Raw genomic sequence first — 26,351 nt, forward strand, 5'->3', positions numbered from 1 at the left:
CATGACAATCGACTACAAGGTGGATGCCGACGGCATTGCCACCATCACTTGGGCCATGCAGGACGTACCGATGAACGTCCTCAACGAGCAATCCATCCCCGCGTTCAGCGAGGCCGTGCGCAAGGCCGTGGCAGACGCTGCCGTAAAGGGCGTGATCATTGCCTCGGCCAAGCCCGATTTCATCGCGGGCGCCGACCTGAACATGATGCTCGCGATCACCGATGCGCAAGGCCTGCTGGACTTCGTCGCGCGCCTGCACACTTTGCTGCGTGGCATCGAAAAAAGCGGCAAGCCCTTCGTCGCCGCACTCAACGGCACCACGCTGGGCGGCGGCTATGAGGTTGCGCTGGCCTGCCACCGCCGCATCGCCGCCGACAACCCCAAGGCCCAGATCGGCCTGCCCGAAGTGGCCCTCGGCCTGCTGCCGGGCGGCGGCGGCACGCAGCGCCTGCCGCGCATGATCGGGCTTCGCGGCGCCCTGCCCTTGCTGCTCGAAGGCAAAAAATTGCCTCCCGAGAAAGCTCTGGATGCCGGTCTGGTCGACGAAGTCGTGCCCGCCGAACAGTTGCTGACACGCGCCAAGGAGTGGCTACTCACTGAAGGCCCCAAGAACGCAACGCAACCCTGGGACCGCAAAGGCTTCAAGCTGCCTGGCGGCGCGGTTCAAAGCCCTGGCGGCTACGAAACCTTCACAGCCGGCAACGCCATGCTGCGCGCCAAGACCTTTGGCAACTACCCTGCACCCGAGGCCATTCTGAGCGCCGTCTATAACGGCTGTCAGGTGGACATCGACACAGGCTGCAAGGTCGAAGGGCGCGAATTCGCCAAGCTCGCGACCGGCAAGGTCTCGAAGAACATGATCCGCTCGCTCTTTTTCGGCATCGGTGACGCTAACAAGCTCGCCTCGCGCCCCAAGGGTATCCCGAAGGCCAGCTACAGCAAAGTCGGCATCCTGGGCGCGGGCATGATGGGCGCGGGCATCGCCTATGCGTGTGCCGAAGTCGGCATGCAGGTGGTGCTGCTCGACGCCAGCCTCGAAGCCGCGAACAAAGGCAAAGGCTACAGTGAAGCGCTGTGGGGCAAGCGCGTGGCCGCCAAGCGCATGGGCGAGGCCGAGCGCGACGCCAAGCTCGCGCTGATCCAGCCCACGACCGACTTTGCCGCGCTCGCAGGTTGCGACATCGTGATCGAAGCCGTGTTCGAAGACCGCGCGATCAAGGCGGATGTCACGCGCAAGGCCGAAGCCCAGCTCGCGCCCAGCGCCGTTTTTGCGTCCAACACCAGCACGCTGCCCATCACCGGCCTGGCCGAAGCCTCGGCGCGCCCGGCGAACTTCATCGGCCTGCACTTCTTCTCGCCCGTGGACAAGATGCCATTGGTCGAGATCATCCGCGGCAAGGCGACGAGCGACGAGTGCCTGGCGCGCGCCATGGACTTCGTCAAAGCGATCCGCAAGACGCCCATCGTCGTCAACGACAGCCGCGGTTTTTACACCAGCCGCGTGTTCTCGACCTACGTCGGCGAAGGTCTGGCACTGCTCGCCGAGGGCGTGGCGCCGGCGCTGATCGAAAACGCCGGCCGCATGTGCGGCATGCCCGTGGGGCCGCTCGCGCTGGCCGACGAGGTATCGCTCGAACTCATGGCGCGCATCCGCAAACAGACCGCAGCCGACCTCGGCGCGGCCTACCAGCGCAGCGCAATCGACGATGTCTGCGACCGCATGGTGGACAAGCTCGGGCGCCTCGGCAAAAAAGTCGGTAAGGGCTTTTACGAGTACCCGCAAGGCGCGCCCAAGCACCTGTGGGCCGGTCTTGCGCAGGAGTTTGCGCAAGCGGCAACGCAGCCCAACGTGGAGAGCGTCAAACAACGCCTGATGTTCATCCAATCGGTGGAGACCGCGCGCTGCCTCGAAGAAAAGGTGCTGCTCGCGCCCATCGACGCCGACGTGGGCGCCATTCTGGGCTGGGGCTTCCCGCCCTACCTTGGCGGCCCGATCGGCCAGATCCACACCGTGGGCGTGGCCGAATTCGTCCAGACCTGCGATGCGCTCGCGCAGCGCGTCGGCGCGCGCTTCGCCCCGCCCCAACTGCTGCGCGACATGGCCCAGCGCGGCGCCACCTTCTACACCCGTTGAGCGAGGGAAAGCCCCCATGCCCGTCATCCAAAGCCAAATCGATCCGCAATCGGAGAGCTTTCAGCGCGAGCGCGAGCAGATGCTCGCGCTGATCCACCACTTCCGTGACTACGAAGACCGCGTGCGCAACACCTCCAACAGCCAGGAGTCCAAGTTCCGCGCACGCAAGCAGCTGCTGCCGCGCGAGCGCATCGCGCTGCTGCTCGACCGCGGCTCTGAATGGCTGGAGTTTTCCACGCTGGCGGGCCTGCGCATGCACGACGATGATGGCGACAAGAACGTGCTCGGTGGCGGCATCATCACCGGCATCGGCATGGTGTCGGGTGTGCGCTGCGTGGTGATCGCGTCCGACAGCGCGATCAAGGGCGGCACCATCACGCCCATGGGCATGCGCAAGGGTCTGCGTGCCGAAGCCATCGCCATGGAAAACAAGCTGCCCGTGATCCGTCTCGTCGAGTCGGGCGGCGCCAACCTCATGCACGTGGGCGAGGTCTTCATCGAAGGCGGGCGCGGCTTTGCCAACCAGGCGCGCCTGTCGGCCGCGGGCATTCCGCAAATCTGCGTGATGCACGGGCACTCGACGGCTGGCGGCGCGTACCTGCCCGGCATGTCCGACTACGTGATCATGGTGCGCGGACGCGCCAAGGCGTTTCTCGCCGGCCCGCCGCTGCTCAAGGCCGCGACGGGCGAAATCGCCACCGACGAGGAACTGGGTGGTGCTGAAATGCATAGCACCACCTCGGGCGTGGCCGAATACCTGGCCGAAGACGACGCCGACGGCATCCGCATTGCGCGCGACATCATGGCGCGCCTGCCCTGGAACGACAGGCTGCCGCTGCGCGCGCCCAAGACCTGGAAAGAGCCCCGCTACGCCATCGACGAGATCGTGGGCACGGTGCCCGTCGATTTTCGCCACCCCTACGACATGCGGGAGGTGCTCGCACGCATCATCGACGACTCCGACTTCCTCGAGTTCAAAGCCTTGTACGGCAGCGCCACGGTGTGCGGCATGGGTGCCATCGAAGGGCAACCCTGCGGCTTCCTGGGCAACAACGGCCCGATCGATCCGCAAGGCGCAACCAAGGCCGCGCAATTCATCCAGCTGTGCAGCCAGTCGGGCACGCCGCTCATCTTTTTGCAGAACACCACGGGCTTTCTCGTGGGCAAAGACGTGGAGCAGGTGGGCATCATCAAGCACGGCGCGAAGATGATCCAGGCCGTCACCAACGCCACCGTGCCGCGCATCACGCTGATGATCGGTGCTTCTTTCGGCGCCGGCAACTACGGCATGTGCGGCCGCGCCTACGACCCGCGCTTCGTCTTTGCCTGGCCCAACGCGCGCGTGGCCGTGATGGGCGGCGAGCAAGCTGCGACGGTGATGCGCATCGTCACCGAAGAGAAATTTGCCCGGACGGGCAAGATGCCGCCGACCGACGCCATGCAAGCCATGCGCGAGGAAATCCTGCAGCGCTTCGACATGGAGTCGCACGCCTTCTTCGCCACGGCACGCCTGTGGGACGACGGCATCATCGACCCGCGTGACACCCGCCGCGTGCTCGCCACTGCCCTGGCCGTGTGCCGCGACGCCGAAGCCCGTCAACTGAACCCCAACACCTTCGGTGTGGCCCGGATGTGAGGATGTGAGAAAGCCCATGCGTTTTACCAAGATCCTGATCGCCAACCGTGGCGAAATCGCCTGCCGCGTGATCCGCACGGCCAAGGCCCTGGGCTACCGCACCGTGGCCGTACATAGCGAGGCCGATGCCCAGGCCCTGCACGTCGCCCTGGCCGACGAAGCCGTGTGCATAGGCCCGCCGCCCGTGCGCGAGAGCTACCTCAACATACAGACGCTGCTGCGCGCTGCGGCCAGCACGGGGGCCGACGCCGTGCACCCGGGCTACGGCTTTTTGTCCGAAAACGAAGCCTTTGCGCAAGCCTGCCAGGACGCCGGGCTGGTCTTCATCGGGCCAGACCCAGAAGCCATCCTGAATATGGGCAACAAGGCAGGCGCCAAGCGGCTGATGCTCGCTGCGGGCGTGCCCTGCGTGCCCGGCTACCAAGGCGCGGACCAGGCCGACGCCACGCTGATTGCCCAGGCGCGTGAAATCGGCTTTCCCATCATGGTCAAGGCCGCAGCGGGCGGCGGCGGGCGCGGCATGCGCCTCGTGGCCAAACCCGAATACCTGCCCAACGCGCTCACGAGCGCGCGCTCCGAAGCCCAAAACGCCTTCGGCAGTGACGAGTTGATCCTCGAGCGTGCCGTGCTCGAGCCGCGCCACGTCGAAATCCAGGTGTTTGGCGACCGGCACGGCAACATCATCCATCTGGGCGAGCGCGACTGCTCGATCCAGCGACGCCACCAGAAAGTGTTCGAAGAAGCGCCCTCGCCCGCCGTCTCGCCCGAGCTGCGCGCGCGCATGGGCGCCGCTGCCGTGGCCGCGGCGCGCGCCGTGAACTACGTGGGCGCGGGCACGGTGGAATTTCTGCTCGACCGCGACGGCAACTTCTACTTCCTCGAGATGAACACGCGCCTGCAGGTGGAGCACCCCGTGACCGAGTGCGTCACGGGGCTGGACCTCGTCGCCTGGCAAATCGCCGTGGCGCGCGGCGAGGCGCTGCCGCTCACGCAAGACCAGGTGCAGCTCTCGGGCCACGCGATCGAAGTGCGCCTGTACGCCGAAGACCCGTACGCCGACTTCCTGCCGCAAAGCGGCGACGTGCTCGTGTGGCAAGCACCGAGCGGGCCCGGCGTGCGCGTGGACCATGGCCTGATCGAAGGCCAGGCCGTGAGCCCGCACTATGACCCGATGATCGCCAAGATCATCACCTACGGCGCCACGCGCGAAGAAGCGCGCCGGCGCCTGATCGGCGCGCTGCAAAACACGCAGCTGCTGGGGCTCGCGAACAACCGCTCTTTCCTCGAGGCCGTGGCCGAGCATCCGGTGTTCGCCGCGGGCAATGCCACCACGGCCTTCATTGCGCAAAACTTCGACGCTACGCAGTGGGTGCGTCCACAGCCCGATTCGCTCGCGCTCGCACTCGCGGGCGTGCTCTGGTTCGACGCCACCACGCCCGCGGGCGCGCGCCCGTGGCGCACCACGGGGCCGGCGCGCTGGCCCATGACGCTGGGCGAAAACGAGCGCCGTCACCTCATCTTTGTCACCGCACTGGACAAGCACGACTACCGCGTCGAAGTCGGCACACAAGTGCACCAGATCCGTGTTCTCGACCGCAACGGTGCCAAGCTCAGCCTGCTCGCCGACGGTATGCGCCAGCAAGCCCTCGCGGCGTTTCACCACGGCTCCTTGCATCTGGAATTCAAGACGCTGAGCGCCTGCTTCGAGGACCTGACCTACGCGCCGCCCGCGGGGGCCGAAGGCAGCACCGAGGCACGCATCGTTGCGCCCATGAACGGCAAGGTGCTGGGCGTTTTCGTGCAGCCCGGCGAGCGCGTCGAAAAAGGCCAGCGCGTGGCCGTGCTCGAAGCCATGAAGATGGAGCACCAACTGCTCGCGCGCCGCGACGGCGTGATCGATCAGGTGCTCGTGCGCGTGGGCGACCAGGTGCCGTCCAAGGCCGTGCTGGTGTCGCTGGTGCAAGAAGAAGGCGCTTGATCGCCCACCCATCCCGCTCTCCCCCTCACCACCGAAGCGAAGATCACAGGAGACACCCATGTCCACCACCGCCCAAGGAGCCAGTCCTTTTACACGGCCGAGCACGCGGCCTTTCGTGACCTCATGCGCCGCTTCGTTGCGAAGGAAATCACGCCCTTCGTCAATGAATGGGACGACGCGGGCAGTTTTCCGCGCGAGCTCTACAACAAGGCCGCCGAAGTCGGCCTGCTGGGCCTGGGCTTTCCCGAGGCCTACGGCGGCAACGATGGCGACCTGTTCATGACCATTATTGCCTCCCAGGAGCTCGCGCGCTGCGGCGCGGGCGGCGTGCTTGCGAGCCTGCTGTCGCACACCATAGGCTGCCCGCCCATCGTGAACGTGGGCAGCGAAGCGCTCAAGCAGCGCGTGCTGCCCCCCGTGCTGCGCGGCGAAAAAATCAGCGCGCTGGGCATCACCGAGCCCTCGGGCGGCTCGGACGTGGCCAATCTCAAAACCACGGCGCGGCGCGAGGGCGACCACTACATCGTCAACGGCTCCAAGACCTTCATCACCTCGGGCATACGCGCGGACTTTTACACCGTGGCCGTGCGCACCGGCGGCCCCGGACCCGGCGGTGTTTCGCTGCTGTTGATCGAGAAAGGCACGCCCGGCTTCACGCAGACGCCGCTGCGCAAAATGGGCTGGCTGTGCTCCGACACCGCCACGCTGTATTTCGACAACTGCCGAGTGCCCGTGGCAAACCTCGTCGGCCAGGAAAACCAGGGCTTCAAGGCCATCATGAAGAACTTCAACCGCGAGCGCATCTTCCTCGCTGCGGGCACCAACGGTTTTGCGCGCGTGTGCCTCGACGAGGCGCTCGGCTGGGCCAAGCAGCGCGAGATGTTCGACGGCAAGCTCATCGACATGCAGGTCACGCGCCACAAGCTCGCCGACATGGCCATGCGCATCGAGGCCACGCAGGCCATGCTCGAGCTGCTGGCCTGGCGCGTCGAGCAGGGCGAGCAGCCCGTGGGTGAAATTTGCCTGCTCAAGAACCAGGCCACGCAGACCATGGCTTTTTGCGCCAGCGAGGCCGTGCAGATCCACGGTGGCGCGGGTTTCATCCGCGGCGTCACCGTCGAGCGCATCTACCGCGAGGTCAAGGTCAACGCTATCGGCGGCGGTGCCGAAGAAGTCATGCGCGACCTGGCCTCGCGCCAGCTCGGTTTTTATGCATGAAATCGGCCTCTAGCGTCCGTCTATCTTGCGTGAGAAGCTATATATAACGTAGTCATCCATAGACACGCGATGCACTCCGCCCTTTCCACGGCTACCCCGGCCAGCACACCGGCGCAAGATTTGAACCGCGCCCTGCGCGATGCAATGCGGACGGCGCCGCCCACCAATGGCGCTGGCAGCTTTCCGCGCGCCTGGTGGGCGCATCTGGGCCGCTGCGGCATGCTAGGGCTGGGGTTTTCGGTGGACGGGCGCCCGCCCGCGGCCGACGCGGTGCAGGTCAGCGCGCTCGCGGGGCAAATCACGCACGCCACAGGCAGCCTGGGGCTGGGCATGGCCTGGATGATGCAGCAGTTGCTCGGGCGCTACGTGCTCAGCCCGCTCGTGCAGCAAGGCGCATCGGGCGCGCTGCTCACCAAGCTGCTCCAGTCAATGGCTGCGGGCGAATGCCTGCTCGCGCTGGCCATTTCCGAGCCCGGCGTGGGCGCACAGCCCAAGCACCTGCGCACGCGCGCCGTGCAGCAATCCAGCTCAGCGGGTGACGGCGACTGGGTGCTCGACGGGCACAAAGCCTTCGTTAGCAACGGCCCCGCGGCCGACGCGATCCTCGTGCTTGCCTTGAGCGCCGAGCACGAGGGGCGCAAGCGCTTCGATGCTTTCTTGCTCGACGCCCAGACGCCCGGCCTCACGCGCGAGACGAACGCGCGCGTGCAAGGGCTGGCGCCGCTGGGGCATTGCGACCTGTTGCTGCAAGCCTGCCGCGTGCCCGCGAGCCGGCGCATAGGCGCGCCAGGGCAAGCCTTTGCAAGCATCGCGCGCCCCGTGCGCGCCGTGGAAGATGCGCTGCTGCTCGGCCCGCTGCTCGGCGCCATGCAATGCGAACTCGAAGCGCTCGCGCGTGCGCTCGGCATGGTGGCATCGGACGGTGCCGACGCCGTGCGCGAACTCGGTGCGCTGCAGCTCGAATGGCAGGCGCTGCACGCCGTGCGCGACGCCGTCGCCCGCCAGCTCGAAACGCAGGGCTACGACGACGCACTGGCCTTTTCCACCGTAGGCGCGCGCCGCCTGCTCGAGCGCTGGCAGACCGCGTATGAAAGGGCCTGCGAATCGTTGCCGGCCTCATTGGCCCCTATTCCGAACGGCGCGCAAGGCGGCGCGACATCTCCCTCTCTCGCCCGTGATCTGCGTCTGGTGCTGGGCATCGCGCGCGGCGTCGCGCAATCCCGTCAACTCCAAACGGGGCAACAGTTGCTCCAGTCACTCCACCCATGAAAACCGAGCATTCCGAACACTTCGCATCCATAGACCGCGTGGCCCAGAGCTTCGCGGCCGTCGATTACATCGCAAGCCCTGCGATCGCCACTTCGGTCTATCTGGGTTTTCACCTCGAAAAGCCCATCCTCATCGAAGGCCCCGCCGGCGTGGGCAAGACCGAGCTCGCCAAGAGCATGGCCGAGATTCTTGACGTTCCATTGATCCGCATGCAGTGCTACGAAGGGCTCGACGAATCCAAGGCGCTGTACGAATGGAAATACGGCAAGCAGCTGCTTTACACCCAGCTGCTCAAGGACAAGCTCGGTGAGATGATGCAGGGCGCCCGGGGCCTGGCCGAGTCCATGGACCGGCTGCACGCGCACGACGACCTGTTTTTCAGCGAGCATTTCCTCGAGCCACGCCCGCTGTACCAGGCGCTGCACCAGGAAAAAGGCTGCGTGCTGCTGATCGACGAAATCGACAAGTCCGACCCCGAATTCGAGGCCTTTTTGCTCGAAGTGCTGTCGGACTTCCAGGTTTCGGTGCCAGAACTCGGCACCATCAAGGCCAAGGTCAAGCCCATCGTGTTCCTGACCAGCAACAACACGCGCGAGATGAGCGATGCGCTCAAGCGCCGCTGCCTGCACCTGCACATCAGCTTCCCCGAACCGGCGCTCGAGCGCCGCATCCTCGAGCGGCGCGTGCCGGGCCTGTCCGACACGCTCAACCGCGAGCTGGTTGCCTTCGTCCAGGCGGTGCGCCAGCTCGACCTCAAAAAGCTCCCCTCGGTCAGCGAAACCATAGACTGGGCCAAGACGCTGCTGCTGCTCAACGCCGAGCACCTGAGCCTGGACCTGGTGCGCGACACGCTCAACGTGTTCCTCAAGTTCGAGCAGGACATCGCCACGGCGAACGAGCAAATGGGCAATCTATTGCAACAAGCCCGCAAGGACGCAGAACTGTCCCATGCAAGCCACACTTGAAGACTTTTTCAAGGCGCTGCGCGGCAGCGACCTCGAAGTGCACCTGAACGCGCAGGTCGATGCAGCGCGCGCCGTCGAACTCGTCGGCTGGAGCGACCGCACGTTGCTGAAAAACGCGCTCGGCACCACGCTGGCCAAGACCACGGCAGACCGCGTGCTGTTCGATGAGGCTTTCGACCGCTTCTTTCGCTTCGATGCGTTCCAAAAACCGATGGGCAGCGCATCCGGCGCCCCCGGCGCAGGCCAGGCCACCTCGCAAGACGCGGATCAAACCAAGCCTGACCAGCCAAAGGACGCGCAGCCCCAAATGGGCTCTGGCGGCCCCGGCGGCTGCCAGGGCAGCGGCGGGCAGGCGCTGTCGCAACTGCTGCTCTCGGGCGACTCGGCGGCGCTCGCCAAGCGCATGCAGGAAGCCGCGCGTGAAGTCGGCCTGACCGACATCTGGTTCTTCACGCAAAAGGGCTACTACACGCAAAAAATCCAGCAGGCCATGGGGCTGGAACTGCTCGACCGCGAAATCACCGATGCCAAGCGCCAGACCATGGCGCCCCAGCGTGCCAAAGAGCTCGAGCTCGCGCGCAAGCGCCTGTTCAACGAGGTGCGCAACTTCGTCGAGCGCAAGCTCGCGCTCTACGGCACCGCGCCCACGCGCCAGCTGCACGACGATTTTCTGCAGACGCAAAAGCTCTCGAACATCGAAAAGCGCGACTTCGAGCGCATGCACATCATCGTGCGCAAAATGGCCAAGCGTCTGGCCGAGCGCCACGCGCGGCGCAAAAAGCAGCGCGTGCGCGGCCAGCTCGACTTTCGCAAGACGCTGCGCAAAAACGCGGCCTACGGCGGCATCCTGTTCGAAACCTTCTGGCGCACCAAGGTGGTCGATAGACCGCGCGTGATCGCCATCTGCGACGTGAGCGGCTCGGTACGCCAGTACGCGCGCTTTTTGCTATTGTTTTTATATAGCCTGGACGAGCAGCTGAGCGGCGTGCGCAGCTATGCGTTCACCAACCATTTGGTGGATGTCAGCGACACCTTCGCGCAGCTGCCGGTCGAGCAGGCCGTGGACAAGGTCATCCAGGCCGTGGGTGGCTCGGGCACTGACTATGGCCAGACCCTGCTCGACATCGAAGAACAGCTGCTCGACCAGATCGACCGCCGCACCACCATCCTGTTCCTGGGCGACGCGCGCAACAACCGCGGCGAGGCGCATACCGAGGTCATGCGCCTGCTCTACGAGCGCGCGCGCCGCGTGATCTGGCTCAACCCCGAGCCCACCTCGTTTTGGGGCCTGGGCGATTCGGAGATGAAGCGCTACGCGCCCTACTGCCACATCGCGCGTGAATGCAACTCGCTCGTGCAGCTCGAAAGCGTGCTCGACGCGCTGCTGCGCACCCACTCCGCCAGCGCCTGAACCCGTCACGCCCTCGTGTTTTCACCAAAGGAGAATCTCTTGAGTACCCCCGCCTCCGCGCAAGACCGCATCGCCGCCTGGAAACGCAAGTGGAACGAAAGCACGTTCCTCAAAGCCCAAGGCCTCGAAGTCGAAGAGACCGGCGTGGGCCGCGTCACCGTGCGCCTGCCCCAAGTGCAGCCGGCCCAGCTCGGTGGCGGCGGCACCGACCACGAGCTCAACAGCGGGGTGCTCAACGGCGGCGTCATCTCCTACATGTTCGACGGCGCACTCGGCTGGGCCATCATGTCCGCGCTCATGGACTTGCCCGAGGCGCAAGAAATCAACCCCTCCGACCTGCGCCAGTTCACCATCAACCTCGACATCACCTTCCTCGACGCCGCCATAGGCTCGCGCTTCGAGGCACACGGCCGCATCGTGCGCGTGAGCAAATCCACCGCCTTTGCCGAAGGCGACTTCGTCGATGCCAGCGGCAAGGTCTGCGCCACCGCCAAAGGCATCTGGCGCATCTTCTGGCCGCGCAACAAGATTGCCGCGGCCAGTTGATACCAAACGGCCGCCAGCCACTCCCCCACCATTTCACCCAACCCACCGGAGACAAGCATGACCAAAACCACCCTGCGCATAGGCAGCGCCTCGGGCTTCTGGGGCGACACCGAGTTTTCTGCAGCCCAGCTCATCGAACACGGCAACATCGACGTGCTGGTATTCGACTACCTTGCCGAAATCACCATGTCGCTGCTCAGCCGCGTCAAGGCCAAAGACCCGGCGCAAGGCTACGCGCCCGACTTCATCAGCACCATGCGCCCACTTTTGAAAGTCATCAAGGCGCGCGGCATCAAGGTGATCGCGAATGCCGGTGGCGTGAATCCCTCGGCTTGCCGCGCGGCGCTCGTCGCGGCGGCGCAAGCCGAAGGCGTGGACCTGAAGATCGCCGCGGTGCTCGGCGACGACCTCATGCCGCAGGTCGAGGCGCTGCGCGCCGCACAGACCAAGGAAATGTTCTCGGGCGCACCCTTCCCGCAAAAGGTCATGAGCGCAAACGCCTACCTCGGCGCCTTCCCGATCGCTGCGGCGCTCTCCGCGGGCGCCGACATCGTGGTCACGGGCCGCTGCGTGGACAGCGCGGTCACGCTCGGGCCGCTAATCCACGCCTTCGGCTGGAGCGCTACCGACTATGACCGCCTCGCGCAAGGCAGCCTCGCGGGCCACCTGATCGAATGCGGCACACAGACCACCGGCGGCAACTACACCGACTGGGAGTCCGTGCCCGGCTGGGACGACATGGGCTTTCCGATCGCCGAGTGCCGCGCTGACGGCAGCTTCGTCGTGACCAAGCCCGAAGGCACGGGCGGGCTCGTGTGCCCGTCCACCGTGGGCGAGCAGATGCTCTACGAAATCGGTGACCCGCGTGCCTACATCCTGCCCGACGTGGTGTGCGACTTCACGGGCGTCACGCTCACGCAGGTCGGCCCCAATCAGGTCGAAGTCAAGGGCGCGCGCGGCCGTGCCCCCACTGACCAGGCCAAGGTCAGCGTCACCTACGCCGACGGCTTTCGTGCCATGAGCCTGTTCATGATCGGCGGCATAGACGCGGGCCCCAAGGCGCACCGCGTGGGCGCCGCCATGCTCGCGCGTCTGCGCCGCTATTTCGCGCAGCGCGGCTGGCCCGACTTCAGCGAAACCAGCGTCGAAGCCATAGGCGCCGAAGACACCTACGGCCCGCACGCGCGCACAAGTTCGCGTGAAGTCATGCTCAAGGTCGGCGTGCGCCACCCCATGAAGGACGCGCTCGAGCTGTTTTCGCGCGAAGTCGCGCCGCTTGCGCTGATGTCGGCCCCGGCGATCACAGGCTTCACCGGCGGGCGCCCCAAGGTGCAACCCGTCGTGCGCCTGTTCTCGTGCCTGGTGCCCAAGGCACAGGTGGTGACCAGCATAGACATGGGCGAGCAGGCCGTGGCCGCGCCGCAGTGGAGCGGCCAGCCGTTCAACCCCGCCAGCCTGCCCACCGTCACGGGCCCGCTGCCCGCTGCCAGTGCCTTTGCGCGCGGCGTGCGCACCGTGCCGCTCGTCAAACTCGCCTGGGGGCGCAGCGGCGACAAGGGCGACGCGGCCAACATCGGCATCATCGCGCGCCGCCCCGAATACCTACCCTTCATCCGCGCCGCGCTGACCGAGCAGGCCGTGGCCGGCTGGTTTGCGCACCTCGTCAAAGGCAAGGTCGAACGCTTCGACCTGCCGGGCACGCACGCGCTGAACTTCCTTTTGCAAGAGGCCCTCGGCGGCGGCGGCATTGCCTCGATCCGCATGGACCCGCAAGCCAAGGCCTACGCGCAGATGCTGCTCGACTTCCCCGTGCCCATCCCCGCCGAGATAGCGATCTGATGGCCGCACCTTTTCCTTCCCCCACCCCATGACACCGAGGAGATAGACCATGAACGCCCCCACCACCCGCAGCACCGCCATGGAGGCCCTGCAAACGCGCATCCGAGACATCCAAGAGGCCACGCGCGGCGTGACTGCCCAGTACGACCGCGCCTACATCCTGCAGTGCATCAAGGAAGACCGCTTCCCTGACGAACTCTGGGCCAAGCTCGGTGAGTTCGGCCTGCTGGGCCTCTCGATCCCCGAGGAATACGGCGGCTCGGGCGGCGGCGTGCTGGAAATCACCGCGCTCAACGAAGCCCTGGCCCTCGCCGGCGTGCCCACGCTGTTCCTCGTCGTCACAGGGCTGGGCCGCGTGCCCATCGTGCGCAACGGCACGCCCGAGCAGATCAAGAAATACGTCACCCCGACATGCACCGGCGAAAAGAAGATGTGCTTCGCCATCACCGAGCCCAACGCCGGCACCAACAGCTTCGCGATGACCACGCTCGCCCAACCGAACGGCAAGGGCGGCTGGACGCTCAACGGGCAAAAGGTGTTCATCTCCGGCGCGCGCGATGCCGACTACATGCTCGTCGTGGCGCGCACCACCCGCGCCGCCGAAGTCAAGAACCGCACCGAAGGCATGTCGCTGTTCGTGCTCGACATGAAAACGCCCGGCATCAAGCTGCAGCAGCTCAACATCCAGGTAGAGACTGCTGAGCGCCAGTACATGGTGTTCTTCGACAACGTCGAACTGCCCACCGACGCCCTGATTGGCGAGGCCGGCAAAGGTGCTAAGCTGATGTTCGAGGGCCTGAACTCCGAGCGCCTCCTGGCCGCTGGCGCCGCGATCGGTCTGGGCGACTATGCGCTGGCCAAGGCTGTAGCCTATGCAAAGGATCGCAAGCCCTTTGGCAAACCGATCGGCTCATACCAGGCGCTGCAGCACCGCATGGCGCAGGCCAAGGCCCAGATCGAGGCGGCACGCCTGATGACCTACAACGCCGCCGAGCGCTTCGACAATGGCGAAGATGCAGGCGCACACGCCAACATGGCCAAGCTGCTGGGTTCGCAGGCAGCCGTGGCCGCCGTCGAGGCTGCGCTGCAAACCCACGGGGGTTACGGTTTTGACCGTGACTACGACATCGTGACGCTTTGGCCGATGGTGCGCCTGCTGGAAATCGCGCCGATCAACAATGAAATGCTGCTCAACTACATCGGCGAGCACGTGCTGGGTTTGCCGAAGTCGTATTGAACCTGGAACCGCAGTTGACCCAGTCGCAGTGGACCCAGTGACCGCCATTCCCGGCTTCAGGCACCCGAACCGGAGATGGCGACACAGCTGCTGTTGTCATGTGCAGCCACTTTCCTTCTTAACATGTGCACCACTCGCAGCCGCCCCACTTCCGCAGCGGCCAAACGGCCGCGAGGCCGTCCGCCCAAGACTCCAGATCAGCGCGACGAAGGCAATCGGCGGCAAGACATTATCCAGGCCGCGGCGAACTTGTTTCGACGTCACGGCTTCAACGGTACGAGCACACGTCGCATCGCCTCTGCGGTCGGCATGCATTCCGGGTCGATCTTTTGCCACTTCAAGAGCAAAGATGCGCTGTTGTACGAGGTTTTGCAGATAGGCATGCGCAGCGCCCTGGCACGCCAGAGGATGGTACTCCTTGAAAAACGAGACGCAGAGACGACATTGCGGCGTTTGATCCGTTCGCACTTGGAATCGTTACTGGAATCGAACAGCGGCCTCCTATGGGAAGTGCCCTATGACTCGCGTGCGCTCAACGCGCGGCAGCGCCACCTCATCGAAGAGCTGAAATGCCACTACGAGGCAGCATGGATGCCTGTACTCCATGAACTCGCATCAACCGGCTGCCTGCGAGCCGATCTGACCTTGGCGCGCCATTTCATCTTCGGCGCACTGAACTGGTCGGTCGACTGGTTCGACGCAAAGGAGGGGGCTTCGCTGGATGATCTGGCCGACGCGATGGTGGCACTGGTCATCCACAAAACATCGCGGTAGCCGATGGCAGCTGATTAAACTGACGCTGTACGCTTTTTACTATCCCAGGGCGTTATTTTGCGCGAACTGGAAAAATCAAGGTCGAGGACTGGAGACGACTACGTGTCACCGCCGAAAATGACCCGAATTCGCCGCTTGCGGCATGACGAAGCGGCTCAGAACCGCGCCACAATTTAACAAGAAGGAGACAGACCCCATGAACAACGAACTGCTTTACGAAGTGAGCGACGGCATCGCCATCATCACCATCAATCGCCCAGAGCGCCGCAATGCCCTGAGCCGGGCCGTGCGCGAAGGCTTTTTCGAAGTCTGGCGCCGCTTCGAAGCTGACGCCGATGCCCAGGTGGCCATCCTCACCGGTGCGGGCGAGAACTTCTGCGCCGGCATGGATCTGGTCGAAGCGGCCGATACCCAGCTGCGCATTCCGCCGCCCGGCTTCATGGCCGTACTGGGCGATACCGTCGAGGTCACCAAGCCCGTCATCGCAGCGGTGCAGGGTTATGCCTATGCTGGCGGCTGGCTGCTGGCGCAGATGTGCGACCTGTGTGTAGCCGACGAGACGGCCAAGTTCGCCATCACTGAGGCCAAGGTCGGACGCGGGATGCCGTGGGCGGCGCCTGTCATCCACATGCTGCCGCAGCGCATTCTGATGGAAGTCGCGATGACCGGCGACCCTCTGACGGCGCAGCGCGCCTACGAACTCGGTTACATCAACCGCCTGATGCCCAAGGGCCAGGCTCTGCAAGGCGCCAAAGAGCTGGCCGCCAAGCTCATGGCCAACGCGCCACTGACGGTGCGCGCGGCCAAGGAAATGGTCCGCATGTCCACCGAAATGGGCCGAACCGCCGCACTACGGGCCTCCAATCGCGCGTTTGACGCCGTCTATCTCAGCGAAGACGCGCTTGAGGGGCCGCGTTCGTTCCGCGAAAAGCGCAAGCCCCAGTGGAAGGGCCGTTGAGATGAGCACCCTCACCGCCACACGCATTCCGCAGTCGGCTGCTGGCTTCACCCCCCGCGCATCACGCAGGAACTGGCCGCGCGCAGCGCTGCCCTGTGTTACACCGATCTGCCCGAAGATGTGCGTCTGCGGGTCCGTCAGTGTCTGCTCGACTGGATCGGTGTGACGCTGGCTGGCGCGTGCGAGCCGCTGGTGCACATGCTTGCCGAAGAGGCGCGCGAGCAAGGCGGCCACGCCCAGGCCACGGTCGTTGGGCATGGCATGGCGACCTCGACCCGGCAGGCGGCGTTGATCAACGGCGCTGCCTCGCACGCACTCGATTACGACGACGTCAACATGGCCTGCACCGGCCATCCCTCGGTGACCCTGATCCCGGCCTTGCTGGCCTTGGCCGAGTCGCGCGGCGTGAGCGGACGCGACTTCATGACCGCCTTCGCCGCAGGCTACGAAACGATGTGTCAGTTGGGGCTAGCAACCGGCGAGGCACAGTACGCCAAGGGTTTCCACACCACGGCCACGCTTGGTACGATAGGCGCGGCCGCAGCCTGCGCACGCTTGCTGCAACTCGACGCCGACGACACAGCCAGCGCGTTCGGCATCGCCAGTACGATGGCCGCCGGGTTGAAATCCATGTTTGGCACGATGTGCAAGCCCTTGCACGCCGGCCGCGCCAGCGCAGACGGTCAACAAGCGGCTCAGTTAGCCGCGCGTGGTTTCACCAGTTGCGCCGATGCGATTGAATGTCCGCAAGGCTTCATCGCAACGCACGGCGGCAACTCGTCACTGGAAACGGCCACGTCCGACGGTGGTTGGCACCTGCGCAACAACCTGTTCAAGTTCCACGCTGCATGCTACGGCACCCATGCAGCCATCGAAGCCGCACGCCACTTGCGCCTTCAACATGGACTGCGGCCTGAAGATGTCCGCTGCGTGATGGTGCGCGTCGGGGCCGCCAGTGAAGGCGTGTGCAATATCACCGCGCCGCGCACCGGGCTCGAGGCCAAGTTCAGCTTGCGTCATACGGTGGCGATGGCGCTGGCCGGGGTCGACACGGCTGGCATGGACAACTTTAATGACGACGCAGTGCGTAGGCCAGATGTGGTGGCACTGCGCGGGCGCGTGACCGTCGAACTCGCGCCCCAATGCCCAGGGCTGACGCTCGCTGAGGTGGTGATCGAGACCCACACCGGCACCCTGCTGCGCCAGCGCCACGATAGCGGACGTCCGGCCAAGGACCTGCACGAACAGCAGCAACGGCTGGAGAACAAGTTCCGTCATCTGGTCGAGCCGGTTCTCGACGCGTCCGATGTTGACGAGTTGATTGACTTGGTGTGCCGGCTCGACACCCTGACCGATCTCTCACCGCTGGCAGGTATGCTGGCCCGCCGGTCGTGCGCCCGCGTGCTCTGAAGATGCCGCCCGCCAACGCCCATATGCCCACAATCGTTTTCGGAAGATAGCTCCACCAGTCCTATCCAACGAGCCGGTTTTTTTATGTCGATCATCGACCCGTCATTGGTCACTGGTCGGATTGCGCGCGATACACCCCAGCAGCCGCTGCAGCATGGCAATCGTCTCACCGCGCTCGCGCTGCTGCGGGTGGTGGCCCACGGCCGGCAGTGCGGTCACCTCCAGCAGCATTCGTCCGTTCTGGATCAAAGAAACCGCGCTGGGGCGCCAGCCGTATTCATCGTCGCTGCCGAACAACGCCGCCACCGGGCAGCGCACCGCGGCAATCTCGGCGCTCATATCCCATTGCAGAGCGCTGGGGCTGGCCCAGGGCTCGTACCAGCCCCAGAACATGGTGTCGGTGTTGTCGCCATGGTGGCGTTTGAGTTTATCGCGCAGCCCTTCGTGCTCAAAGGCGCGGCGCGCGCCGGACATGGCGTCGACCATGAACTGATCGATCGCAATGGTCGGTGAGCAGGCGAGCACGCCGCACACCAGTTCGGGATGTGCCGCCGCCGCCAGCACCGACATGGCTCCACCGTCACTGTGCCCAAACATCAGCGCCTGTGTGACGCCGAAATGGCGCAGCACCTCCCCGAGCACGGGGCCGGCTTCCTCACGCCGATAACCCAGCTCACGTTCGCCGACCAGACGCTCGGAGCGTCCATAGCCCCAACGGTCATAGGCCAGCACAGGGCAGCCGCTGGCCTCGGCCAGTGCCTGGGGCAAATCTCTCCAAGTGGTGATGCAGTCCAGCCCGCCGTGCATCATGACGATGGTCGGGCATCCAGCACCGATCTCGCCCCAGGTGGTGGCGGCGAGTCGATGGCCGCCCGCGAACAGTTCGTGCTCTTTCATCATGTCAATCGGTTTCTTTATTGCCCACTGCAAAGGCTTTGCATGCGTTACGCTTGGCTGGCCACAGCCTACAGGTCGGCATGTCCGGCCAGCAATTGGCGCGCGATGGTGCGGCGCTGGATCTCGCCGGTGCCGTCGGGGATGCGCATCACGCGCGCGAAGCGGTAGCCTTCTTCCAGACGCAGTTCGTTGGTCAGGCCCATGCCGCCGTGGATCTGGATGCTGCGGTCCATGACGCGCCCGAGCATCTCGGTCGAAAATGCCTTGACCATGCTGACCTGCGCAGTCGAGGCCTGGCCGCTGTCCAGACGCCAGGCACAGTTCTGGATCATGGCCTTGGCAGCATAGACATCCATCGCGCTGTCGGCCAGCATGAGCTGGATCGCCTGGTGATCGGCGATCGGTACGCCAAAGGTCTTGCGCACCTTGGCGTATTCAACCGCCTGGTCCAGCGCCCAGCGCGCCAGCCCAAGGCACGAGGCGGCCATGCCCATGCGCCCGGCATTGACGCCGTCCATCGCCACAGCCAGACCACGACCGACTTCGCCGAGCCGGTATTCGTCGCGCACGCGCACACCGTCAAGCACGACAACCCCAGTGTCACCGCCCAGGTGGCCCATGGTGTTGATGACACGTGGCACGGTAAAGCCGGGAGTGCGCGTGTCCACGAAAAAGCCGGTGACGCCGCCCTTGTGGCGCGCCGCGGCCTCGGGGTCCGTCAACGCGAACACCATCGCATAATCGGCGTACGGCGAGTTGGTGATCCACTGCTTGGTACCGGTGAGCACCCACTCATCGCCGTCGCGCACGGCGCGCGTCTTCATGCCGAATACGTCCGAGCCGGCGTCGGGCTCGCTCAGGCCGAAGCACAGGGTCTTGTCGCCGCTGGCGATGCCGTCTCGGTGGCGATCGAGCACCTCGGGGTTCAGATGCCGCAACACCGGCGATAGGCCATTGGTAAAGGGCGATGGCAGCACCACCGTCTGGACCAGCGGCTGAGCAGGGCCAACGCGGTGGTTCAGCACCTCCTGCACATGCGCCATGACCTGCGCGCCCTGCCCCCCGCCGCCCAGTTTCTCGTCGCCGAACAGGGTGTAAAAGCCGAGTTCGGCCGAACGCTTACGCACCTGTTGGCGCAGCGCCAGCACCTCCGGGACGTAGCGGCCAGTGGCGTCGAACAGGGTGCGTTCGCTGCCCAACAGGTCGTGGTGGCGTTCCTGCAGCGGCAGCACTTCACGCTCGACGAAGCGCAACACGGCCTCGGCAATGGCCACGGTATCGGGATCGATGGTGAAGTCCATGCGGGTTACCTCGACACTACAGCAACCGGAACTTCGGCAGCGTCACCTCGTCGGTCACATCGTCATAGTGAACCGTCACGCGCTGGCCGATACGCACTGCCTCCACATCGCCGGTGACGATATTGGTCATCATGCGGGCACCTTCGTCGAGGTCGATCACCGCCACCACATAGGGCGCGTCCGCCTTGAAGGCGGGACCGGCCGGCCGGCGCGCGATGGTGTAGCTGTAAATGGTGCCCGTGCCGCGCGCATCGACCCAGTCGACAGCGTCCGAGTGGCAGTGCGGGCACAAGGCGCGCGGATAAAAATGGTGCTTGCCGCAGTCATGGCAGCGCTTGAGGGTAAGACGGTGTTGTTTCAGGGCGTCCCAATAGGGGCGACTCTCGCCATCGATGACGGGTAGGGGTTTGTCGTACATGGTGTTCACTGTGTAGAGAGGATACAAGTGGCACCGCTGGAGAGCGTGCCGCCGGTGCCGTGGACCAGCGCGGTCACGGCGTCCTGAATCTGGCGCGGGCCGCACTCGCCACGCAGCTGGCGCACCGCTTCGATCAGCAGGAAGATGCCATACATGCCGGGATGCGCGTAGGACAGTCCACCGCCGTTGGTGTTGAGCGGAAACGCCCCGCCCGGCGCGGTGCGCTGGTTGGACACAAAGGCTCCCCCCTCGCCACGCTGGCAAAAACCCAGGGCTTCGAGCGTCAGCAGCACGGTTATGGTGAACGAGTCATAGACCTCGACCACGTCGATGGCATCGTGCCCGATGCCGGCCATGGCGAAGGCGTCCCGGCTGGCCACCTCGGCGGCCGTCAGGCGCGCCAGATCCGGCATGGCGGCAATCGTCCAGTGCGTGTGCGATTCGCCGTAGCCGCGCACGTACACCGGTTTGCGCCCGAGCGCCTTGGCGTGCTCTGCCGTGGTCATGACGACCGCGCCACCACCATCAGTCACCAGGCAGGCGTCGAGCAGGTGCAACGGGTCGGAGATCATCGGGCTTTCCAGCACGTCGTCGATCGACAGCGGATCGCGCATCGTCGCGGCCGGGTTGAGCTGGGCCCATTTGCGCGTGGCCACGGCGATCTCGGCCAGTTGCCCGGACGTGGTGCCGTACTCGTGCATATGACGCATCGCCGCCATCGCGTAGCCGCCCACGGGTGTCGGCATGCCCCAGGGCGTTTCGTACTGCATGGTCAACACCGAAGGCCGTCCGGCCAGGTTGCGGCTCATCTCGCTGCGTTGCAGACTGCCGTAGGTGATCAGCGCCACCTCGCAACGGCCGGCCTCGATGGCGGTGGCTGCGTGCGCCACATGGGCCTCGAAAGCCGACCCGCCGATGTTGGTGCCATCGACGAAGCGCGGGGTAATGCCCAGATACTCTGACAACGTCACGGTGGGCAACTGGCCCGGACCCGGCACGCCCCACATGCCGGTGGTCAGCAACCCATCGACTTCATTCATGGCGATGTCGGCATCCTTGAGCGCATCACGCGCGACCAGCGCCTGAGCCTGCAAGACCGACATCGGCGTGAGGGCCTTGCCATCCTTCAGCGGCAAGTCGGCGACGCCGACGATCACTGCTTCTCGCTTTTTCATTGGGTTGTTACTCCTTGGCTGAATTGTGAATTGCATCGCTTGCGCAGCGCGCCGACTTGTTCAGGTCAGCGGTTTTGGGTTGGTCTGCGGCAGGAACGTAATGGTTTCGGTGAAGTCGGCAATGGTCTCGCCGCGCTGATTGATCACCAGGTGCTGCAACTCCATCAGGGTATAACCGCGCGAGGTCGTCGGAAGCAGTCGGGCTGCGCCTTCGACATGAATGGTGTCGCCTGGAAACAGCGCACCACGCAGGCGCGCCTGCACACCCGTCATGCCCCCGAATGGACCCACCTCGCGACCTTCCAGCACCTGATTGATGATGCCTTGTACATAAGTGGCCAGCAGCCCCATGCCGAGCGAGATGATCATGGGGCCAGGCGCGAAGCGGCTGCGATGCGCTCCGGTCATGTTCTCCCGGATGTATTCCATGTCAATGAAAAAGGGTTCATGCAATCCCACCACATTGACGAAGGTGACGATGTCCGTTTCGGTAATGGTTCGGCAGTGGGTCTTGAACCGAAGTTCTTCAGCACGCTCGGTATTCATGCAATGCTCTCCTTGTGTACGGGTTTCAAATCGCCTTGAAACCGCTTGCAAATCCATTGTCTGGTGCGCAGACTGAATCGAAAGGTGGCTTACGTCCCACCGTGTGCGGCCTTGACGGCCGCACGGTCGATGCCATCGGCACTTCCCTTGGGCAGTTCCGATACAAACACCACATGCTTGGGTTTTTTGTAGCGCGCGATGCGCCCGCCCACAAACTCGATCAATGATTCAGAACTCATTGTGTGCCCCGCCTTCAGCACACAGACCGCCTTGACGGCCTCGCCCCACTGCACGTCCGGCACACCGAACACCACCGCCTGCGCCAGCGCCGGGTGTTCAAGAATGACCCGCTCGACTTCAGCCGGGTAGACGTTCTCGCCGCCCGGCTTGATCAACTCCTTGGCCGGTGAGCGCCCGCTGTACCAGAGGTAGCCCTCGGCATCGATGCGCCCCATGTCGCCGGTATGGTGCCAGCCGTTGCGCAGCGTGAAAGCGTTGTCTTCGTTGCGACCCCAGTAGCCCAGAAACACCATCGGTCCGCGCACAGCGATCTCGCCGGTGGCACCGCTTGGCAGCGGACGATCCAGGTCATCCAGCACTGCGACCGTGTTCACCAGCGTGGGACGACCGGCGCTGCCGGGACGTTCATCAAAGGGTGCCAGGGTCACCGAGCCCGAGGTCTCGGTCTGGCCGTAGGCGCTCCAGAAAGTCGCGTGGTGACAACTCGTGCGCAGGCGCGCGATGGTTTCGGGCGCGTCGAGCCCCGACACCACGCGCAGGTTTGCGAGTTGGGAGCCCTGGGCCGCGGCCGCGTCCAGCAGTGCGCCGAGCATGGGAGGAAAGGTGCCGATCAGGCTGCCACCGTCCTCGTCGATATGTTTAACCAGGCTGGGCGGATCAAAACGTGTCAGCAGCAGCGTCGCCCCGCCCGCCTGCTGCGTAGCCAGCATGAAGCCGATGGCGGCCACATGAAACAGCGGCAAGACCCCCAAATTGACATCCTGCGGCATCAGTTGCCAAGCCAGTTGCGTTTGCATGCCAGCAGCGAGCAGGCCGCCATGCGAAAGCAGTGCGCCGCGCGGCCTCCCACCCACGGCAGCGGTGTGGATGATGACGAACCCACTGTCGTCGGCCACGTCTGGCAGGTCCGCCGCTGGCGCATGGGGCTCCAGATACAGCGTGCTGATGGATTGCCACGGGGCCAGTGCGGCGCCCAGCGTGTAGCGCAGCGTGTCGTCCAGGCCCTGTTGCGGCAGCAGTGCCTTGAATTCATCGGCCACGATCAGTACACGGGGTGATACATCCTCAATGACATGGGCCACTTCTTCGGCCGACAGCCGCCAGTTGATCGGCACCATGATCGCGCCCAGGTGCGCGCTGGCACCGAACAAATCAACGTATTCCAGGCAGTTGGGGGCCAGTATCGCCAACCGGTCGCCCGCACGCACACCTGCTGCGGCCAAACCGGCCGCCAGCCGCGCCGTGCGCTCAGCGTACTGGGCGTGCGTCACTTTCTGTCCGGCAAAAGAAAAGCTGTTTTCGATGCGTGCAAGCGCGCGTTGCGCGCGATGAGATCGTGCAGCGTGAAAGATCGCAAACTCATGGCATGCTCCTTGTTCAATTTCCACCCGCCAAGGCGTGCGTAGGCGGCATCACTTCGTGCAGAAAATCCACCACACTGGCCACGAAGGCGTCATTGGCATCGCCGGCAATCATGTGGCCCGCCCCCTTCAGGTCGACAAAGCGCGCCCGCGGCAGGGTTTGCACCAGGGCGCGCGCATCTTCTTCGGATATGACGTCGCTACGCTGACCACGCAGCAGCAGCGTGGGTGCCTGCAGTCCGCGCAAGGCCCGCTCATAGCCATCCGGGTCGCGGCGGTGATTGTGGTTGGCTTCGCTCATCAGGCGCGGGTCCCAATGCCACACCCAGCGGCCTTGCGCATTGAGGCGCAGGTTTTTCTTCAGTCCCTCGATCGGGCCGTCCATGGGGCGGCCACGGTAGGCGGCAATATGCAGCGCGGCCTCTTCGAGTGTTGCAAATCCATCGGGCTGCGCCCGCATGAAATGCACGATGCGCTCGACGCCGGCTTCTTCCATGCGCGGCGCAATGTCCACCAGCACCAGCGCGTTGATCGGTGGCGCGTCAGCGCGACCGACTGCGGCCATGCTGATGAGGCCGCCGAGCGATGCTCCCACCACGGCCAGCGGTGTCCCCAGTACGCGCCAGATGCAGCACATGCACTCGGCAAGGGTCTCAATCCGGTAATCGCCATTGGCCGCCCAGGCGCTGTCACCATGCCCCGGCAGATCCAGGGCGACGGTACGCCAGCCCGCCGCGCCAAGGGTCTGCGCGGCGCGGCCCCAGGCATGGCGCGTTTGCCCACCGCCGTGCAGTAGCAACACCGTTGGCGCGCCAACCGGCCCATACACGTCGGCCACCAGGACACCACCGTCCAGGCCGGGAAACTCTCGTCGCTCGCAACCACTCACACGGAATCCTTCCATGGCCTTCGCACTTGCGACGGCGTTGATGAATTTTCCAAAGCGTCCTCCTGATTCCTTGTTCTGGTTCGCAGACGACATCGCTGACTGGTCATCGGCTGGCCGTTTTCAATAGACGCCTGGAATGATCTTCCTGGTGCGTTTTTTGAATGCGACATAGTCCATTCCGAAAGCCTTCTGGAATCCTTTCTCCTCGAAGTAGATACCCACCAGAACGTACACGGACATTCCGATCGAAAACACCAGGTGGCTCACGCTCATGACAGGCGTGGCCCAGAAGGCAATCAGGATGCCCAGCATCATCGGATGTCGATCAGCAAAGCCTGACCCAAGCCGCCAGACGCCGGATGGCTGACGGATCGGGGAACGAACACATCACCGACAAAGCCCAGGGAATAGACAAACACCAGAAGGAAAACCAAATAACTGACCACCCCATAAATCAAGAACAAGACTCTCATGTGCCAGGCTCCATTTCCCGCAAGGTTATGAAAGATTCGTTGTTGTTCAGCGGACTTTACCCACGGGGTGCGATGTCAGGCACCGGGCTGGACATCTGATTCGAAATCGGCGCGGATGCCCAGCTTCCGTCCCCAGTCGGGAAACGAGGGATAAGCCTCGCGCCACGCTGCGATCAGATCGTCGCGCGGCAGGTCGACATAGGTGCCACGGTCATGCACATACTCCATGTGCCGACGGCCACTGACATCGAATTCATGAAAAACGGAATCGATCCTGCCGTCGAACTCCAGCGGCCGAATGCCGGCTTTCTCGCACAAGGAACGGTTGAAGGCGGGCGTGGCCTTGGTCCATTGACCATCGATCCATAGCTCGGTGTAGCCGTGAAAGACGAACAGATCGGTACCCATCATGTCGTACAGCCTCTTGCTGGTCAGATGGTTGCGCACGTCGGCATAGCCAAGCCGAGCCGGCACGCCCAACGCACGGGCGGCGGCGGCGAGCAGCGCCGCCTTGGGCACGCAGAAACCGCGGCCAGCCTCTATCACATGACTGGCCTTGAGACCATCGATGGTGGTGTCGAAGTGGTAGGGGTCATAGAGAAACTCGTCGCGCACGGCATAGTAGAGCTTGAGCGCGATGTCACGCGGCGTCGTCGCGGTGCCGGCAACCCGGCGCGCGAACGATATCACCGCGGGATGGTCGCTGTCGACATAACGGCCAGGCGCGAGACAGTTCGACAGGTCGTTCGCATTCGTGGTTTGTACCGGCGCGTTCATATCCCCGATCCTCCCTGCGCATCTCCGTCCAGACACTTGGGTGCCTGCGACAGCGCAAAACCGTTGAATGCCTTTGAGCGCCCGTGCGGTATCAGCTTCCAGGTTGGTCTGGCATTGGGCACGCCGCCATCGACCCGAATGCATGAGCCGGTGATGAAGGCCGCCGCCTCGCTCAGCAGGAACACAATCGCCGCCGACACCTCGGACTCGGTGCCATAGCGCTGCAACGGCACCTTGGTCTTCAGACTGCGCAGCTCCGCCTGCATCTCTGGGCTGTAGGTGTCAAAGCCGCTGCTGGCCACCCAGCCCGGCGCCACGGCGTTGACGCGCACGCCCGACTGCGACCATTCGCAGGCTGCCGTCTCGGTGAAAGACAGCATGCCCGCGCGCGCCGCGCCGCTGTGCGCCATGGTCGGCATGCCACCCCAGATGTCGGCGATGATGTTTACGATGGCGCCGCCGTTGGCCTCCATGCTTTGCACATAGACTTCACGCGCGACCAGGAAGCCGCCGGTCAAATTGTTGCGCACCACCGCGTCCCAGCCCTTGAGCGTGATGTCGCGCACTGGCTGCGGGTACTGGCCGCCGGCGTTGTTGACCAGTCCGTTGATGACGCCATGGCGTGCAATTACGTCCGCGACCATGGCTTTCACGCCGGCTTCGTCGCGAATATCGCAGGGATGGATGCTGGCCTGGCCGCCCGCGGCGGTGATCTCGGCCTGCACCTGCTCGAGCTTCTCGACGCGGCGCCCGACCAGCGCGACGACCGCGCCCAGGTTCGCCAGCTCATGGGCAGTGCAGCGGCCAATGCCGCTGCCGCCGCCGGTGACGATCACCGTCTGGCCAGCGAAGAGTCCCGGGCGGAATGCGGATTGATAGACAGGTTGATTCATAGGTGC

24 protein-coding genes are annotated in these 26,351 nt (G+C 64.7%); 13 read left to right on the forward strand and 11 right to left on the reverse strand.

Going from position 1 to position 26,351, the window contains the following annotated elements; translation table 11 throughout:
• The first annotated feature begins 1 nt into the window (after window position 1).
• The 13 genes from WJU18_RS03375 to WJU18_RS03435 all read left to right on the forward strand — a co-directional run bounded on the left by WJU18_RS03375 (window position 2) and on the right by WJU18_RS03435 (window position 17,375).
• Entirely contained in the window at window positions 2-2,134 is a 2,133-nt protein-coding gene (locus WJU18_RS03375; protein ID WP_423458765.1) for a 3-hydroxyacyl-CoA dehydrogenase NAD-binding domain-containing protein, read from the forward strand.
• Between the two features lie 16 nt (window positions 2,135-2,150).
• Window positions 2,151-3,770 carry an acyl-CoA carboxylase subunit beta gene (locus WJU18_RS03380; RefSeq protein ID WP_423458766.1) on the forward strand — a complete coding sequence of 540 codons (1,620 nt, stop codon included), beginning with the start codon at window positions 2,151-2,153 and terminating at the stop codon, window positions 3,768-3,770.
• Between the two features lie 16 nt (window positions 3,771-3,786).
• Window positions 3,787-5,748 carry an acetyl/propionyl/methylcrotonyl-CoA carboxylase subunit alpha gene (locus WJU18_RS03385; RefSeq protein ID WP_423458767.1) on the forward strand — a complete coding sequence of 654 codons (1,962 nt, stop codon included), beginning with the start codon at window positions 3,787-3,789 and terminating at the stop codon, window positions 5,746-5,748.
• Between the two features lie 42 nt (window positions 5,749-5,790).
• The gene (locus WJU18_RS03390) at window positions 5,791-6,966 is read left to right on the forward strand and encodes an acyl-CoA dehydrogenase family protein (protein ID WP_423460924.1); all 1,176 of its coding nucleotides are present in this window, start codon (window positions 5,791-5,793) and stop codon (window positions 6,964-6,966) included.
• Between the two features lie 69 nt (window positions 6,967-7,035).
• Window positions 7,036-8,235, forward strand: coding sequence for an acyl-CoA dehydrogenase family protein (locus WJU18_RS03395; protein ID WP_423458768.1), 1,200 nt, complete (start codon window positions 7,036-7,038; stop codon window positions 8,233-8,235).
• Window positions 8,232-9,200 (forward strand): AAA family ATPase, encoded by a 969-nt coding sequence (locus tag WJU18_RS03400; RefSeq protein ID WP_423458769.1) that lies wholly within the window; start codon window positions 8,232-8,234, stop codon window positions 9,198-9,200. Before WJU18_RS03395 ends, WJU18_RS03400 begins: the two co-directional genes overlap by 4 nt.
• Window positions 9,184-10,611 carry a VWA domain-containing protein gene (locus WJU18_RS03405; protein WP_423458770.1) on the forward strand — a complete coding sequence of 476 codons (1,428 nt, stop codon included), beginning with the start codon at window positions 9,184-9,186 and terminating at the stop codon, window positions 10,609-10,611. The genes WJU18_RS03400 and WJU18_RS03405 overlap by 17 nt, the downstream gene beginning before the upstream one ends.
• 39 nt (window positions 10,612-10,650) lie before the next feature.
• Window positions 10,651-11,157: a PaaI family thioesterase gene (locus WJU18_RS03410; RefSeq protein ID WP_423458771.1), complete on the forward strand. Its 507-nt coding sequence runs from the start codon at window positions 10,651-10,653 to the stop codon at window positions 11,155-11,157.
• Window positions 11,158-11,214: 57 nt separating this feature from the next.
• Entirely contained in the window at window positions 11,215-12,996 is a 1,782-nt protein-coding gene (locus WJU18_RS03415; RefSeq protein WP_423458772.1) for an acyclic terpene utilization AtuA family protein, read from the forward strand.
• Between the two features lie 49 nt (window positions 12,997-13,045).
• On the forward strand, window positions 13,046-14,233 hold the full coding sequence (locus tag WJU18_RS03420; RefSeq protein ID WP_423458773.1) for an acyl-CoA dehydrogenase family protein: 1,188 nt from the start codon (window positions 13,046-13,048) through the stop codon (window positions 14,231-14,233).
• A 75-nt stretch (window positions 14,234-14,308) separates the two neighbouring features.
• Window positions 14,309-15,007 (forward strand): TetR/AcrR family transcriptional regulator, encoded by a 699-nt coding sequence (locus WJU18_RS03425; RefSeq protein WP_423458774.1) that lies wholly within the window; start codon window positions 14,309-14,311, stop codon window positions 15,005-15,007.
• Between the two features lie 196 nt (window positions 15,008-15,203).
• Window positions 15,204-15,965 (forward strand): enoyl-CoA hydratase-related protein, encoded by a 762-nt coding sequence (locus WJU18_RS03430; RefSeq protein ID WP_423458775.1) that lies wholly within the window; start codon window positions 15,204-15,206, stop codon window positions 15,963-15,965.
• A 72-nt stretch (window positions 15,966-16,037) separates the two neighbouring features.
• Window positions 16,038-17,375, forward strand: coding sequence for an MmgE/PrpD family protein (locus tag WJU18_RS03435; protein WP_423460925.1), 1,338 nt, complete (start codon window positions 16,038-16,040; stop codon window positions 17,373-17,375).
• A gap of 102 nt (window positions 17,376-17,477) precedes the next feature.
• Here WJU18_RS03435 and WJU18_RS03440 read toward each other — a convergent pair whose 3' ends face one another.
• From WJU18_RS03440 to WJU18_RS03490, 11 genes are all read right to left on the reverse strand, one after another.
• Window positions 17,478-18,275, reverse strand: a complete 798-nt coding sequence (locus WJU18_RS03440) for an alpha/beta fold hydrolase (protein ID WP_423458776.1) — start codon at window positions 18,273-18,275, stop codon at window positions 17,478-17,480.
• Between the two features lie 65 nt (window positions 18,276-18,340).
• Window positions 18,341-19,573, reverse strand: a complete 1,233-nt coding sequence (locus WJU18_RS03445; protein ID WP_423458777.1) for an acyl-CoA dehydrogenase family protein — start codon at window positions 19,571-19,573, stop codon at window positions 18,341-18,343.
• A gap of 16 nt (window positions 19,574-19,589) precedes the next feature.
• Window positions 19,590-19,991 (reverse strand): Zn-ribbon domain-containing OB-fold protein, encoded by a 402-nt coding sequence (locus tag WJU18_RS03450; protein ID WP_423458778.1) that lies wholly within the window; start codon window positions 19,989-19,991, stop codon window positions 19,590-19,592.
• A 5-nt stretch (window positions 19,992-19,996) separates the two neighbouring features.
• Complete coding sequence (locus WJU18_RS03455; protein WP_423458779.1) at window positions 19,997-21,166, reverse strand: acetyl-CoA acetyltransferase; 1,170 nt, start codon at window positions 21,164-21,166, stop codon at window positions 19,997-19,999.
• Between the two features lie 60 nt (window positions 21,167-21,226).
• Window positions 21,227-21,712 (reverse strand): MaoC family dehydratase, encoded by a 486-nt coding sequence (locus WJU18_RS03460; protein WP_423458780.1) that lies wholly within the window; start codon window positions 21,710-21,712, stop codon window positions 21,227-21,229.
• 89 nt (window positions 21,713-21,801) lie between these two features.
• Window positions 21,802-23,340: an AMP-binding protein gene (locus WJU18_RS03465; RefSeq protein WP_423458781.1), complete on the reverse strand. Its 1,539-nt coding sequence runs from the start codon at window positions 23,338-23,340 to the stop codon at window positions 21,802-21,804.
• Window positions 23,330-24,295, reverse strand: a complete 966-nt coding sequence (locus WJU18_RS03470) for an alpha/beta fold hydrolase (protein ID WP_423458782.1) — start codon at window positions 24,293-24,295, stop codon at window positions 23,330-23,332. The genes WJU18_RS03465 and WJU18_RS03470 overlap by 11 nt, the downstream gene beginning before the upstream one ends.
• A gap of 27 nt (window positions 24,296-24,322) precedes the next feature.
• Window positions 24,323-24,517, reverse strand: coding sequence for a methyltransferase family protein (locus WJU18_RS03475; protein WP_423458783.1), 195 nt, complete (start codon window positions 24,515-24,517; stop codon window positions 24,323-24,325).
• A complete protein-coding gene (locus WJU18_RS03480; protein WP_423458784.1) occupies window positions 24,514-24,675 on the reverse strand; it encodes a hypothetical protein in 162 nt (53 codons plus the stop codon). Before WJU18_RS03480 ends, WJU18_RS03475 begins: the two co-directional genes overlap by 4 nt.
• Window positions 24,676-24,750: 75 nt before the next feature.
• Window positions 24,751-25,452, reverse strand: a complete 702-nt coding sequence (locus WJU18_RS03485; RefSeq protein WP_423458785.1) for a transglutaminase-like domain-containing protein — start codon at window positions 25,450-25,452, stop codon at window positions 24,751-24,753.
• Window positions 25,449-26,345 (reverse strand): SDR family oxidoreductase, encoded by an 897-nt coding sequence (locus WJU18_RS03490; protein ID WP_423458786.1) that lies wholly within the window; start codon window positions 26,343-26,345, stop codon window positions 25,449-25,451. The genes WJU18_RS03485 and WJU18_RS03490 overlap by 4 nt, the downstream gene beginning before the upstream one ends.
• Between the last annotated feature and the right edge of the window lie 6 nt (window positions 26,346-26,351).

It is taken from the genome of Ottowia sp. VDI28 (assembly GCF_049532675.1).
In the GTDB taxonomy this organism is placed as follows: domain Bacteria; phylum Pseudomonadota; class Gammaproteobacteria; order Burkholderiales; family Burkholderiaceae_C; genus Ottowia.

Bases quoted from the DNA above. Each gene is read 5' to 3' on its own strand.
- WJU18_RS03375 (WP_423458765.1), top strand. From the start codon at position 2: ATGACAATCGACTACAAGGTGGATGCCGACGGCATTGCCACCATCACT.
- WJU18_RS03380 (WP_423458766.1), top strand. From the start codon at position 2,151: ATGCCCGTCATCCAAAGCCAAATCGATCCGCAATCGGAGAGCTTTCAG.
- WJU18_RS03385 (WP_423458767.1), top strand. From the start codon at position 3,787: ATGCGTTTTACCAAGATCCTGATCGCCAACCGTGGCGAAATCGCCTGC.
- WJU18_RS03395 (WP_423458768.1), top strand. From the start codon at position 7,036: ATGCACTCCGCCCTTTCCACGGCTACCCCGGCCAGCACACCGGCGCAA.
- WJU18_RS03400 (WP_423458769.1), top strand. From the start codon at position 8,232: ATGAAAACCGAGCATTCCGAACACTTCGCATCCATAGACCGCGTGGCC.
- WJU18_RS03405 (WP_423458770.1), top strand. From the start codon at position 9,184: ATGCAAGCCACACTTGAAGACTTTTTCAAGGCGCTGCGCGGCAGCGAC.
- WJU18_RS03415 (WP_423458772.1), top strand. From the start codon at position 11,215: ATGACCAAAACCACCCTGCGCATAGGCAGCGCCTCGGGCTTCTGGGGC.
- WJU18_RS03420 (WP_423458773.1), top strand. From the start codon at position 13,046: ATGAACGCCCCCACCACCCGCAGCACCGCCATGGAGGCCCTGCAAACG.
- WJU18_RS03425 (WP_423458774.1), top strand. From the start codon at position 14,309: ATGGCGACACAGCTGCTGTTGTCATGTGCAGCCACTTTCCTTCTTAAC.
- WJU18_RS03430 (WP_423458775.1), top strand. From the start codon at position 15,204: ATGAACAACGAACTGCTTTACGAAGTGAGCGACGGCATCGCCATCATC.
- WJU18_RS03440 (WP_423458776.1), bottom strand. From the start codon at position 18,275: ATGATGAAAGAGCACGAACTGTTCGCGGGCGGCCATCGACTCGCCGCC.
- WJU18_RS03445 (WP_423458777.1), bottom strand. From the start codon at position 19,573: ATGGACTTCACCATCGATCCCGATACCGTGGCCATTGCCGAGGCCGTG.
- WJU18_RS03450 (WP_423458778.1), bottom strand. From the start codon at position 19,991: ATGTACGACAAACCCCTACCCGTCATCGATGGCGAGAGTCGCCCCTAT.
- WJU18_RS03455 (WP_423458779.1), bottom strand. From the start codon at position 21,166: ATGAAAAAGCGAGAAGCAGTGATCGTCGGCGTCGCCGACTTGCCGCTG.
- WJU18_RS03460 (WP_423458780.1), bottom strand. From the start codon at position 21,712: ATGAATACCGAGCGTGCTGAAGAACTTCGGTTCAAGACCCACTGCCGA.
- WJU18_RS03470 (WP_423458782.1), bottom strand. From the start codon at position 24,295: ATGTCGTCTGCGAACCAGAACAAGGAATCAGGAGGACGCTTTGGAAAA.
- WJU18_RS03475 (WP_423458783.1), bottom strand. From the start codon at position 24,517: ATGATGCTGGGCATCCTGATTGCCTTCTGGGCCACGCCTGTCATGAGC.
- WJU18_RS03480 (WP_423458784.1), bottom strand. From the start codon at position 24,675: ATGAGAGTCTTGTTCTTGATTTATGGGGTGGTCAGTTATTTGGTTTTC.
- WJU18_RS03485 (WP_423458785.1), bottom strand. From the start codon at position 25,452: ATGAACGCGCCGGTACAAACCACGAATGCGAACGACCTGTCGAACTGT.
- WJU18_RS03490 (WP_423458786.1), bottom strand. From the start codon at position 26,345: ATGAATCAACCTGTCTATCAATCCGCATTCCGCCCGGGACTCTTCGCT.